Source organism: Stenotrophomonas maltophilia group sp. RNC7 (genome assembly GCF_030910085.1).
Taxonomy (GTDB): Bacteria; Pseudomonadota; Gammaproteobacteria; order Xanthomonadales; family Xanthomonadaceae; genus Stenotrophomonas; species Stenotrophomonas sepilia.
This window is the reverse complement of sequence record NZ_JAVFVN010000955.1, coordinates 58031-70376: the sequence shown is the minus strand read 5'-3', so window position 1 is coordinate 70376 and position 12346 is coordinate 58031. Positions and strand designations below refer to the sequence as shown.

Sequence of the window (12346 nt, the reverse complement as noted above, 5' to 3'; positions counted from 1 at the left end):
GCCTCACCCGTACCCCGTGGGGGGTGGGCCCCCCCCGCGCCCGGCACTACCGGCGCCACGGCATCGTCGGCCGGCGTACACATCCGGCGTGGGATACTCCGCCGGCTATTGATGGCGAGGGAATGCGATGTTCCGTTGGTTTGAATCCCTGATTCCGGTGTTCCCGCCCGTGGATGGGCGCATGCCACCGCGCAAGGTGCTGCCGTTCTACCTGCACTACCTGCGCCCGGTGTGGCCGGTGCTGCTGGCCACGCTCATCGCCGGCCTGCTCCTGGCGCTGGTGGAAGTGGCCATGTTCGATTACCTGGGCCGCATCGTCGACATGGTCGCCGAGCAACCCGGTGCCGATTTCTTCAAGCGCCATGCCAATGAACTGGGCTGGATGCTGTTCATCACGGTCATCGCGCGGCCGATCCTGGTCGGCCTGCACAACCTGCTGGTCAACCAGGCGATCGTGCCCGGCCTGAGCAACCGCTCGCGCTGGCTGATGCACAACTACGTGGTTCGGCAGAGCCTGAGCTTCTTCCAGAACGACTTCGCCGGCAGTGTCGCCAACCGGGTCATGCAGACCGGTACCTCGCTGCGCGAGTCGGCGGTACAGATGGTCGATTCGCTCTGGTACATCGTGGTCTATACCGGCACGGCGCTGTACCTGTTCGCGCAGGCGGACTGGCGGTTGATGGTGCCGCTGGTCCTGTGGCTGCTCGCCTATGCGGTGATCATGGTCTACTTCGTGCCGCGCGCGAAGGAACGGGCCTGGATTGCGTCCGAAGCGCGCTCCAAGGCAATGGGCCGCATCGTCGATGGCTACACCAACATTCCCACGCTGAAGCTGTTCGCCCATGGCGGGCGCGAGCAGGCCTACGTGGCCGAGTCGATCCAGGAACTGGCGGTCAAGCACCGCGCGCAGACCCGGGTGACCACCGGCATGGACCTGACCATCGCCATCGTCAACGGTTTCCTGATTGCCGGTACCTGTGGGCTCGCGCTGTGGCTGTGGAATGGTGGCCATATCACCGTGGGCGCGATCACCCTGGCGACCGGCCTGGTGATCCGCATCCACAACATGTCCGGCTGGATCATGTGGACCATCAACGGCATCTTCGAGGACATCGGCACGGTGCAGGATGGCATCACCACCATCGCCCAGCCGCTGACCGTGCAGGACCGCGAGGACGCGGTGCCGCTGCAGGTGACCCGTGGTGGCGTGCAGTTCCAGGACATCCACTTCCATTACGGCAAGAAGGGCGGCGTGATCGCCGGCCTCGACCTGGTGGTGAAGCCGGGCGAGAAGATCGGCCTGGTCGGTCCTTCCGGTGCCGGCAAGTCGACCCTGGTGAACGTGCTGCTGCGCCTGTACGACCTGGAGAGCGGCCGCATCCTGATCGACGGCCAGGACATCGCCTACGTCACCCAGGAAAGCCTGCGCCAGCAGATCGGCGTGGTCACCCAGGACACTTCGCTGCTGCATCGCTCGATCCGCGACAACCTGCTGTACGGCCGCCCCGACGCGACCGAGGAGCAGCTGCGTGCTGCCGTAGCCAAGGCGCGTGCCGAGGCCTTCATCGATACGCTGGTGGACGGGCAGGGGCGCCGTGGCTACGACGCGCATGTCGGCGAGCGCGGCGTGAAGCTGTCCGGTGGCCAGCGCCAGCGCATCGCCATTGCCCGCGTGCTGCTGAAGGATGCGCCGATCCTGGTGCTGGACGAAGCGACCTCGGCACTCGACTCGGAAGTCGAAGCGGCGATCCAGGACAGCCTGGATGAGCTGATGGGCGGCAAGACGGTGATCGCGATCGCGCACCGGCTGTCGACCATCGCGCGCATGGACCGGTTGGTTGTGATGGACCAGGGACGCATCGTCGAGACCGGCAGTCATGCCGAACTGATCGCGGCCGGTGGCCTGTACGCGCGCTTGTGGGCGCGACAGACCGGTGGTTTCGTGGCCGCGGAGCAGTGATTGCTTCAAGGCTTTTTGAACGGGGCACGGAGGCGGAGCCCAGGCAATTGCTTCGACGCATCGAGATCTGATGCGGACGTAAAGCGCCACGCTGTGGTGCAATCCGCGCGTTGCTTTCGCACAACTGACGCTAGATGTTCGGCTCGTCTTTCGTCCTCAATTCAGCGGGAGGGAGTGGAAATGAGAATCACGGATTTCCTGGTGATGGACGGTGAGGGTGACCAGATCCCTGCTGATCCGCATGGCAACCATGTGGCTTTCAACTGTTTCGAGTGCGGATACCCGGTCGTGGCTGGCTCATTGGAAAACGAGCGGGGCAGCGATGAGGATTGTCCTGCAGCCTGTCGTGGCTGTGGTGCCGAGTACTTCGTGGATCTGCGGCTGGGCTCAAAGAAAATGTACATCCATCTGCTCTGATCCGGCAGCAGCCCAAGCAGGGGCGAACAAAGAAAGCGGCCCGGGTTTCCCCGGGCCGCTCCGCTTCATCTCACACCGTCCCGATCACTCGATCGGCTGGTCCAGCATCAGCTGGCGGGCGAAACGCACCGGCGGCGCGCCGTAGGACAGCACCTGGTCGTGGTACGCCTTCAGGTTGAACTTGTCCCCCAGCTTCTCCTGCACTGCCTTGCGGGTGTCGAAGTGTTCCTGCGCACCGACGAAGTAGGTCGGCAGCTGTGCCGACGTCAGCTGCGCGCGCACCCACTTGCCGGCCGCTTCGCTTTCCTGCTGGAACGCGTCGTGGGTCATCAGGTGCATCGCCTTTTCGCGATCCCAGTTGTCCACGTGCACGCCCTGGTCGAGGATCGCGTTGGAGATCGTGCGCAGGTAGAACTTCAGCTGCACCAGGTGGAACAGCGGATCGTTGTTGAGGTAACCCTGCTCCTGCATCATGCGCTCGGTGTAGACCGCCCAGCCTTCGGCGAACAGGCCCGAACGCAGCACCGCACGCAGGGTCGAGGGGAACTTGGCCGAGTGCCAGCCTTCCAGGTAGTGGCCCGGGGTGCCTTCGTGGATGCTCAGCAGGTGGATCATGCGCGAGTTGTACTCACGCAGGAACGAGTCGACCTGCTTCTCGTTCCAGTCGTCAGGAATCGGCGACACGGCGTAGAAGGTCTTCAGGTTCTTGTCCAGCGGGCCCGGCGAATCGCAGTAGGCCACGGCCACGCCACGCTGGAATTCCGGCATCAGGATGATGTCCACCGGCGCATCGGGCAGCGTCATCAGATCGTGCTCGCGCACGAACGCGGTGGACTGCTCCAGCGCGGCCTTGGCATCGTCAACCACCTTGTCGCGTGCCGGCTTGTCGGCGTAGGCCAGTTCCAGCGCGGCCTCGATCGCCTTCTGCTGCTGCTCGTCGGTCGGCTGGGCCGGCATCTCCGGTGCACCCGGCTTGTCCTTCAGCACGGTCTGCGCGATGCCGTACATGTCCTCGCGCACGCGCTTGAGTTCGGCGCGCGCTCGCTCACCGATCTCCTGGCGCGACAGCGAGGAGCTCAGCGCGAATTTCAGCTTCTGGTCGTACTTCTCCGCACCGATGCGGAAGTCGCCCTTGGCGTTCGGCACCAGGGTCTTGTCCAGCCAGGTCTGCTGCTCGTCCACGGCCTTCTTCAGGCCGTCGATGGCCGCTTGCAGGCGCTGCTGGTCGGCCTGCGGCAGTTCGCCGATATGCGGGGTGATGAAGGTATCGACGATGCTGAGGATGCCCTTGTTCTGCTTGGCAACGGTCTCGGCATGGATCTTCGGCACGCGGGCCGGATCCAGGTTCTCGCGCGCCTGGGCGAAGATCGCCGGCAGCTTTTCCATGCGCGCGGTGGCCGCCTTCAGGCGCTCCGGCAGCGGTGCGAACTCGCGCGCCATCAGGCCGTAGATCGCGCTGCCGGCGATGCCGTTGTACAGCTGCGGGTCCCACTTGCCGGACTGCAGCACTTCAGCGTTCCAGATTTCCGACTGCAGCTGGTTGCGCAGGATCGCCGCGTCCACCTGGTTCTCGCGGCCCAGCTTGGCCACTTCGATCTTGTCCAGCTCGCCCAGCAGCGCCTTGTAGGCGGCCACGGTCTTCTGCTGGCCGGCGGCGCTCAGGTCGTCCAGCTCGCTGTCGTAGCGGTGGTCACCGATCTGGGTGGCGCTGACCGGCGACAGCTGCATCCAGGTGTCCAGGGCGCGCTTGGACAGATCGGCGAAGGCGGCATCGACCGCCGCGTCACCGGCCTGCTGGCTGGCGGCCGGGGTGGAAGCGGTGGTCGGGGCGTCGGCCGGCTGGCAACCGGCCAGCGCGGCGACCAGGGCGAGGGCAAGAAGATGCGGGCGCATCGGCATTCCTGTACGGGGTCAAACCCTGAGCATAGGGCCCCGTTGCTGCTTTGTCCCCGTGCCATAGGATTACCATGGGCGGATTCAAGGACCCTCCAAAGGAGCGCAGGACATGGAATACCAGGGAAGCTGCCATTGCGGCAGGATCGCATTCACCGTGCAGGCCGAGGCGCCGATCAGCGACGTCATCGACTGCAACTGTTCGATGTGCCGGCGTCGCGGCAGCCTGCTGTGGTTCGCTCCGCGTGCGGCGTTCCAGCTGGCCAGCGATCCGGCTGACGTGGCCACCTACCACTTCAACAAGGCCCACATCGACCACCATCACTGCCGCGAATGCGGTATCGCTCCCTACAGCGAAGCGGTCGATCCGCGTACCGGCACACCGATGGTGGCGGTGAACGTGCGCTGCGTGCCGCAGGTCGATCTGGCGGGCCTTTCGGTGACCTCCTACGACGGAGCGGCACTGTGAGGCCGGTGCGAGCGTGGACGCGCAGGGCGGCGCTGCCGGTACTGCTGCTGGCGCTGGGCGCCTGCGCCAAGCAGGGCGACATGGTGGGGGATGCGGGCGCCACGGCCGCCGAGGCTGCCATCGCTTCGCCGGAAGGCGCATTCCTGGCCTACGAACATGACGTGCAGGTGCAGCTGGAAGCGGCGCAGATCGCACCGCGCATCCAGCAGATCGCTCAGGCCTGCCAGAGCGCGAAGTTCGGCGACTGTGCAGTGTTGCAGGTCGAGCAGCACGGCGGCGAGCAGCCCAGCGGTGAAGTGAAGGTGCGCATCGCCCCGAAGGGTACCGAGCCGCTGATCGCGATGGCTGGTGAAGGCGGCAAGCTGCAGTCGCGCAATACGCGCGCCGAGGATCTCGCGCAGGCGGTGGCCGACACGGCATTGACCAAGGCACGGCTTGAAAAGGAGCACGCCCGCCTGCTGTCCTACCAGGACCGCAAGGACCTGAAGATCGAAGACCTGATGGCGATCACCACGCGCCTGTCAGAGATCGAGGCGGGTGTCGAGCAGGCCAACAAGGATGCTGCGCAGCAGCGCCGGCGCATCGATACCCAGCTGGTGGCGATCCACTTCGACACCACCTCTGGCCAGCGCAGCCGCAGCGAGATCGGTGAGGCGCTGAGCGAGTCGGGCGGCATCCTCAGCACCAGCATCGCGTTCCTGATCCGAGCTGCGGCCGCACTGCTGCCGGTGGCGGTGCTGGCCTTGATCGCAGCCTGGGGTGTGCGGGCATGGTGGCGTCGCCGCCGCAAGCTACCGCCCAACCGCTGAGGTGAAGGCTGATGCGGGCCGTCAGCCGGCATCAGCCCTCGTCGGTCTCGTACTCGACGAACACATCCAGCTCCAGCGCCAGTTCCTGCACCGCATCGCGCACCTTCTGCGCGGTGCTTTCATTTCCGACTTCCACTTCCAACTCGTGGATGCCCGGGCCGATGTCATCGGACAGCCCGGCCGAACTGGAATCGTCGTCGTCCATGTGCGGCATCAGGTCGTCGGTTTCCTCGACATGTTCGATGCCGTCCAGGCCGAGCAGCAGGTCGCTGATGGCGCGGGCGTCGTCTTCGGTTCCGGTGATGCGCAGTCGCAGCATGGCCATGGCATAGGTACGTTGTGGGTTCGCCAGCAGCCTAGCCAGCGTGAGGCAAAGAACGGGTGAGGGCGCAGTCAGGCGTGCGTCGCCGGCCGCCCGAGCAGGCTGTCCGGCAATGCCGGGATCGGCGTGCGCTCGTCCTGCGCCTGTTCCAGCAACCAGTCGATGAACAGGCGCGCGGCCGGGCTCGGCGGTTGCCCTTCTGCGTGCACCACGTGGTAGGCATAGCGTGCCTTCAATGCCGGACCGGGCAGGCGCACCACCTCGTAGCGCTGCAGGTAGGGCTGGGCGATGTGGGTGCGCGCCAGCACCGCGCCCATGCCATACACCGCCGCACGCATCGCGTCGGTGCTGTCGGCGAACGTGTGCATCGGCGGCAGCGGCGACGGTGGGCGCACGCCGGCGTGGCGGAACCAGTCACGCCAGCCCTGCGGCGACAGGTCGGTCAGCAGCGGCAGGTCGGCGATGCGCGCCGGATCAACCAGTGCTTCGACCCCGGCCAGCGCCGGTGAGGCCACCGGGAACAGGAAGTCATCCATCAGGTGCTGTGCACGCAGGCCCGGCCATTGGCCCAGCCCGTAGCGGATGCCGACTTCCGGTCCGTTGTCGTCGTAGCGATCCAGCCCGCTGCCGGTGTGCAGCTCGATGCGGATGTGTGGATAGGCCTGGGTGAAGCGTGGCAGTCGCGGCAGCAGCCAGCAGTACGAGAGCGAGCGCAGCGTGGTGATCCGCAGCGGCACGCTGTCGGCATCCGGTTGCAGGTGATGGGCCACCGCCGCGACATCGGTGAAGGCGGCGCTGGCGGCGTCGGCCAGCTGCCGGCCCTCGGCGGTCAGGCGCACGCCGCGGGCGTGGCGCAGGAACAGCCGGGTTTCCAGCACTTCTTCCAGGCGGCGCACGTGGTGACTGACCGCGCTGGCGGTCAGGTGCAGCTCCTGCGCGGCCTGGGCGAAATTCTGGTGCCGTGCGGCGACCGCGAACACGGCCAGCGCGGGGAGCAGGGAAGGGCGAAGCTGCATGTCGAGCCTCAAACCATATTTGTGGCTGACAGCGATACTACGCGCTTGTGCGGCGGGCGTCTGCGCCTGATCCTGTCTGCCTTGGCGAGGAACAGACGATGGACGGAGGCAGGACATGAATGCGATCCCACAGGCGGCCGAGCGCGACTGGCGCACGCCGCTGGAATTGACCCTGCTGGGCGCCATCTGGGGCTGCTCGTTCCTGTTCATGCGGGTGGCGGTGCCGTCGTTCGGCCCATTCGCGCTGGTCGAGGTGCGGCTGGTGCTGGGCGCGCTGGTGCTGCTGCCGTTCCTGTGGCACGCCCGCGCGCAGTTCCCGCCGCGCCGCTGGCTATGGCTGGCGCCGATCGGCCTGATCAATTCGGCGCTGCCGTTCGTGCTGTTTGCCTATGCCGCCGAGCAGGCGCCGGCTGCGATCGGTGCGATCTGTAATGCGATGACGGTGCTGTTCGCCGCGCTGATCGCGTTCCTGTTCTTCGGCGAGAAGATCGGCATGCGCCGTGCCGGTGCGTTGCTGGTCGGCTTTGCCGGGGTGGTGGTGCTGGCCACGGCGAAAGTGTCCGGCCTCAGCATCGGTACCGCAGTGCTGGCCGGTGCGGCGGCTTCGCTGCTGTACGGTCTGGGCGTAAATCTGGTGAAGCGGCACATGACCGGGTTGCCGTCGGCCGCCGCCGCGGCGGCAACGCTGTCGTGTGCCTCGCTGTGGATGCTGCCGATGGCGGTGACCCACTGGCCGCAGGCGGCGATTCCACTGAAGGCCTGGGGCGCGGCGATCGCGCTGGGCGTGGCCTGTACTGGCTTGGCGTTCCTGATGTTCTATCGCCTGATCGGTCGTATCGGCCCGTCGCGGGCGTCGACGGTGACCTACCTGATTCCGCTGTTCGGTGCGGCGTTTGCGTGGTTGTTCCTGGGTGAGGCGGTGACGCTGCAGATGTTGATTGCGGGTGTGTTGATTCTGGGTAGCGTGGCGGTGAGTCAGAAGGGCTGAGACGTTTTTGCACGTGGCACGTGCTGAAGGTGCTTCACTGTTCATGGGCGTTACTTTTCTTTGTACGCAAAGAAAAGTAACCAAAAGAAACGTTCCGCCAGGTCGCGAGCCGCCGTGCTTCGCACGTCGGTCCCCTGCGCTTCTCGGTGAATCAGGGGGCGGTGCCAAACTCGCTGCGCTCAGACATCGGCACCTCTTCGCCCCTGATTCCCCTGCGATGCTCGGCTCGCTCAAGGCGGATCCAAGGTCAAGAGCCACAGCTGCACGACGATGTTTGGTAGTGCCGGGCCGGACCGGGCCGGGCCCGGCGAGCGGAGCGACCGCTTCTGCCTTTGCTCTTGGATCCGCCTTGAGCGAGCCGAGCACCGCAGGTCCGGCGAGGGCGAAGAGGCGCGGGTGTCTGAGCGCAGCGAGTTCCCGCGCCGTCCCTCGACGGGCCGAGGAGCGCAGGGCACCGGTGCGCAGCACCGGCTCGTGACTGGCGGAACGTTTCTTTTGGTTACTTTTCTTTGCGTACAAAGAAAAGTAACGCCCATGAACAGTGAAGCACCTTCAGCACGCGCCACGCGCAGAATCCGCGACGGCGTTACTTCACCGGCACCGGAATATTGCAAAGATCGATATGCCCCGCCGGGCGCTTGTAGAAATCATCCACGCGATTGCGTCGCGCCTCCACCGTATCGGCGAAGGTCTTCGAGTCGGTACGCAGTACCTGGATCGGTGTGCGCTCGGCCAGCGGCACATCGCTGGCACGGCGGATCGACACGATCGGCGTACGCAGCTTCGGGTCGGTGTAGAAGCCCATCGGCGCCGGTCCGCGCGGCGTTGCGCTCAGCAGCTCCATGCCCTTCAGCACGCGACCAACCAGCGTGATGTTGCGGTCCAGCTGACGCGGTGACTGGCCGGTCACCACGTACAGTTCGGCGCCGATGCTGCTGTCTTCCTCGTTGCTGCGGCCCGCGCCCAGCATGCCGTAGCAATGCGCCAGCCAGGCCTTGCCAGCCTGCGGGTCCTGGCCGACCGGGAAGCCGTCGACGAAACCGGTCTGCGCGGCCCAGCCATCGCGATCCGGCAGCACGCTGACCTTCAGGCCGGCGCTGGCGCGTTCGAACTCGGCCGGCAGCTTGCGCGCGGCGCTGCCGAACGGCTTGGCCTTGGCCGCGTCATCGGCGTCGGCATCGCCGAACTGCACCACGAAGTTGTCCTGCGAGCGGTAGATGCTGGTGCTGTCCCAGAAGTGCTCGTGGGCGAAGGTCTGGATGTTGGCGACATGGCGCGGGGCGAACTGCGGCGCCAGCTCGATGATCACCCGCCCAGCCGGCAGGTCCATGTACAGCAGGTTGGCCGGGTCCGGCGTGCGCCAGTCGTTGGCCGCCGAGGCATCGAGGATCTGCTGCGGGCTGCGGTAGGGCGTGGCGGCGCTGGCCAGGGCGGGCAGCAGGCAGGCGAGGGCGAGGGCGGTCAGGGCAAGGCGACGACGGTGCGGCATGGGAACCCCGGAACATGAACAAGGCTTCGATTCTGCGCGAGCAATTCGGTCACGCCAACCGGCAGAGTGACTAACGACACATTCGCTATACCGAACTTCGCACTACTGTGGACTTCAACGTAGTGGAGGGCCGGCCATGTCCGAGGACGATGTCCACCTGAAGAAGTTTCAGAAGGAGCTCAGCGCCGGAACGGTGTCGCTGGCCCTGCTGGCGGTGCTGGCCCGGGCCGGGGAGCCGCTGTACGGCTACCTCATTGCCAAGGAGCTGGAGCGGGTGGGCGAGGGCGTGCTGAGCGGCAAGCAGAGCGCGCTGTACCCGGTACTGCGCAACCTGGAGGCCGCCGGCCTGCTGGTAAGCCATGTGGAACCGTCCAGCAGCGGGCCGCCGCGGCGCTACTACCGCATCAATGAACGTGGCCGCGAGGTGCTGGCGCAGTGGCGCCAGGCGTGGCAGGCCACCCGTGATTCCGTCGATTCCGTGTTGGAGGGGGTACCGCAATGAACGACCCGAGCCTGGCAGGCCGCGCCCTGCCGACCACCATTCCGCAGTACCTGGCGCAGCTGCGCGCTGCGCTGGAAGGTGCCGATCCGGCGATGGTGCAGGACGCGTTGTACGACGCCGAGGAATACCTGCGCTCGGAGCTGGCGGCGCAGCCCGGCCGCAGGGAGGCCGAGGTGATCGCCGATGTGGCCGGCAGCTATGGCGCGCCGGACGAAGTGGCCGACATCTACCGCGAGACCGAAGTGACGGTGAACCGCGCGCTGCGTACGCCGCGTGCGGATACCGCGCCGGTACTGCGTGCCGCTGCCGAAGCCAGTGGCGTCGAACCGGCCGCGCCGCCGCCGGCGCCGGTGCAGCGTTCGCTGCTGGCGCGATTCTTCGGGGTGGTGGCCGATCCGCATACCTATGGCGCGCTGTTCTACATGCTGCTGTCGCTGGCCACCGGCATCTTCTTCTTCACCTGGGTGGTGACCGGCCTGTCGCTCTCGCTCGGCCTGTTGATCCTGATCGTCGGGATTCCGCCGACCGTGCTGTTCTTCGGCTCGGTGCGCGGGCTGGCGCTGCTGGAAGGGCGGCTGGTGGAAGCATTGCTGGGCGAGCGCATGCCGCGCCGTCCGCGCTACACCGACCGTAGCCGCACATGGCTGCAGCGCATCGGCGACATGTTCACCGATGGCCGTACCTGGCTGACCCTGCTGTACTTCGTGCTGATGCTGCCGCTGGGCGTGGTCTACTTCACCATCGCGGTGACGCTGCTGTCGCTGTCACTGGGGTTCATCTGGGCACCGGTGGCCGCGCTGTTCAGCGGTGACATTCCGGGCGTGTACGTCGACGGCGTGAACGTGTTGCCGATGGCCGCTTCGCCGCTGGTGGGCATCGTGATCGCAGCTGTGGGCGTGCTGCTGCTGCTGTTGACGATGCACCTGGCACGCGGTATCGGCAAGCTGCACGGGCTGATTGCCAAGAACCTGCTGGTGCGGTTGTAACAGGCCAGGGGTCGGATCCCTGTTCGCAGAACAGGGCTCTGACCCCGGATCCCATCATGCTGGGTCAGAGCCCTTTCCGTTGGAAAGGGATCCGACCCCACGGCGGGGAGTTACCCCGCCTTTCGCCGCAACGGAGTGACGTTGCTCTTCTTCTTCGTGGCCTTCGCCGCCGGGGCTTCGGCGTGCGCGGCGAAGAAGTCGCGGACCTTCGGGTACACCACTTCGCGCCAGCGACGGCCGCTGAAGATGCCGTAGTGGCCGGCGCCTTCGACGATGAAATGCTCGCGGCGGTCAGCAGCAATGCCGGTGCACAGCGCCTGCGCTGCTTCGGTCTGGCCGAGTCCGGCGATGTCATCCAGTTCGCCCTCGATGCTCAGCAGCGCGGTATCGCGGATCGCCGACGGATCGACCTTCTCGCCATTGACCACCCACTCGCCACGCGGCAGCAGGAAGTCCTGGAACACCACGCGGATGGTATCCAGGTAGTACTTGGCCGGCATGTCCAGCACCGCGTTGTACTCGTCGTAGAAGCGACGGTGCGCGTCGGCGTCTTCCAGGTCGCCCTTGACCAGGTCGGTGTAGAAATCCCAGTGCGAGCTGAAGTGGCGGCTCGGGTTCATCGACAGGAAGCCGGCGTGCTGCAGGAAGCCCGGATACACGCGGCGGCCGGCGCCGGGGTAACTGGCCGGCACGGTGTGGATGACGTTGTTCTCGAACCACGACAGCGGGTTCTGCGTGGCCAGGTTGTTCACTGCGGTCGGGCTGCAGCGTGCATCGATCGGGCCGCCCATCATCACCAGGGTGCGCGGTGTCGGCTCGCCACGGCTGGCCATCAGTGAAACCGCGGCCAGCACCGGTACCGTCGGCTGGCACACGCTGACCACGTGCAGGCGTTCGACGCCCAGATGGCGGATGAACTCCTGGATGTAGGCGATGTAATCGTCCAGGCCAAACTCGCCTTCGCTGGCCGGCACCATGCGCGCGTCCACCCAGTCGGTGACGTACACACGGTGGTCGCGCAGCAGCGTGCGCACGGTATCGCGCAGCAACGTGGCGTGGTGCCCGGACAGCGGTGCCACGACCAGCACGAACGGCTGGTTGAGCATGGTGTGCAGCTGTTCGGCTTCATTGCTGTGGCGCTTGAAGCGCAGCAGCTTGCAGAACGGCTTGCTCACTTCCTCGTGCACGACGATCGGCACGCGCTCGCCGTCGACCTCGATTTCGTTGATGCCCCACTCGGGCTTCTCGTAATCCTTGCCGATGCGGTGGAACAGCTCATTGACCGCCGCCAGGCGATCGGCGCCGGGCATCTGCGACCACCAGTGGCCCGGGTTGGCGAAGAATCTGGCGTTGGCCTGGGCCTGGTGCACCCAGGGGGCGAGCAGGTTGCGGGTCAGTTCGTGCAGTTGATAGAGCATGACGACCGAATATGTATGGTCATATGTTGCCGCGCAGCATATCCCATCCGGGTGTCCCGCAGGTTAAGTTGGCTGAA

General features: G+C 66.2%; 12 protein-coding genes. 7 read left to right on the top strand and 5 right to left on the bottom strand.

What is annotated here, in order from left to right; translation table 11 throughout:
• The first annotated feature begins 127 nt into the window (after positions 1–127).
• Together smrA and RCF13_RS25075 are read left to right on the top strand one after the other, a co-directional pair.
• The gene (smrA, locus tag RCF13_RS25080) at positions 128–1960 is read left to right on the top strand and encodes a multidrug efflux ABC transporter SmrA (protein ID WP_061480683.1); all 1833 of its coding nucleotides are present in this window, start codon (positions 128–130) and stop codon (positions 1958–1960) included.
• Positions 1961–2140: 180 nt separating this feature from the next.
• Positions 2141–2377 (top strand): hypothetical protein, encoded by a 237-nt coding sequence (locus tag RCF13_RS25075; protein ID WP_072166827.1) that lies wholly within the window; start codon positions 2141–2143, stop codon positions 2375–2377.
• A gap of 84 nt (positions 2378–2461) precedes the next feature.
• Here the strand turns inward: RCF13_RS25075 and RCF13_RS25070 are convergent, their stop codons facing one another.
• Entirely contained in the window at positions 2462–4270 is a 1809-nt protein-coding gene (locus tag RCF13_RS25070; protein ID WP_134968627.1) for a DUF885 domain-containing protein, read from the bottom strand.
• A 112-nt stretch (positions 4271–4382) separates the two neighbouring features.
• Here RCF13_RS25070 and RCF13_RS25065 point away from each other — a divergent pair, with 112 nt between their 5' ends.
• Positions 4383–4739, top strand: coding sequence for a GFA family protein (locus RCF13_RS25065; RefSeq protein ID WP_061480681.1), 357 nt, complete (start codon positions 4383–4385; stop codon positions 4737–4739).
• On the top strand, positions 4736–5548 hold the full coding sequence (locus RCF13_RS25060) for a DUF4349 domain-containing protein (RefSeq protein WP_061480680.1): 813 nt from the start codon (positions 4736–4738) through the stop codon (positions 5546–5548). The genes RCF13_RS25065 and RCF13_RS25060 overlap by 4 nt, the downstream gene beginning before the upstream one ends.
• A 31-nt stretch (positions 5549–5579) precedes the next feature.
• On the opposite strand, the gene RCF13_RS25055 is transcribed toward RCF13_RS25060, so the two are convergent.
• Both RCF13_RS25055 and RCF13_RS25050 read right to left on the bottom strand, forming a co-directional pair.
• Positions 5580–5873, bottom strand: coding sequence for a hypothetical protein (locus RCF13_RS25055; RefSeq protein WP_005415831.1), 294 nt, complete (start codon positions 5871–5873; stop codon positions 5580–5582).
• Positions 5874–5941: 68 nt separating this feature from the next.
• The gene (locus RCF13_RS25050) at positions 5942–6886 is read right to left on the bottom strand and encodes a LysR substrate-binding domain-containing protein (protein ID WP_061480679.1); all 945 of its coding nucleotides are present in this window, start codon (positions 6884–6886) and stop codon (positions 5942–5944) included.
• Positions 6887–7001: 115 nt separating this feature from the next.
• On the opposite strand from RCF13_RS25050, the gene RCF13_RS25045 reads away from it, so the two are divergent.
• Positions 7002–7874 carry a DMT family transporter gene (locus RCF13_RS25045; RefSeq protein ID WP_134968628.1) on the top strand — a complete coding sequence of 291 codons (873 nt, stop codon included), beginning with the start codon at positions 7002–7004 and terminating at the stop codon, positions 7872–7874.
• A 586-nt stretch (positions 7875–8460) separates the two neighbouring features.
• On the opposite strand, the gene RCF13_RS25040 is transcribed toward RCF13_RS25045, so the two are convergent.
• Positions 8461–9363 carry a peptidylprolyl isomerase gene (locus tag RCF13_RS25040; RefSeq protein WP_061480677.1) on the bottom strand — a complete coding sequence of 301 codons (903 nt, stop codon included), beginning with the start codon at positions 9361–9363 and terminating at the stop codon, positions 8461–8463.
• A 136-nt stretch (positions 9364–9499) separates the two neighbouring features.
• Between RCF13_RS25040 and RCF13_RS25035 the strand changes: the two genes are divergently transcribed.
• Positions 9500–9865, top strand: a complete 366-nt coding sequence (locus tag RCF13_RS25035; protein ID WP_061480676.1) for a PadR family transcriptional regulator — start codon at positions 9500–9502, stop codon at positions 9863–9865.
• The gene (locus tag RCF13_RS25030) at positions 9862–10851 is read left to right on the top strand and encodes a sensor domain-containing protein (protein ID WP_308141628.1); all 990 of its coding nucleotides are present in this window, start codon (positions 9862–9864) and stop codon (positions 10849–10851) included. Before RCF13_RS25035 ends, RCF13_RS25030 begins: the two co-directional genes overlap by 4 nt.
• A 110-nt stretch (positions 10852–10961) precedes the next feature.
• On the opposite strand, the gene phaZ is transcribed toward RCF13_RS25030, so the two are convergent.
• Positions 10962–12269, bottom strand: coding sequence for a polyhydroxyalkanoate depolymerase (phaZ, locus tag RCF13_RS25025; RefSeq protein ID WP_154350451.1), 1308 nt, complete (start codon positions 12267–12269; stop codon positions 10962–10964).
• Positions 12270–12346: the final 77 nt, after the last annotated feature.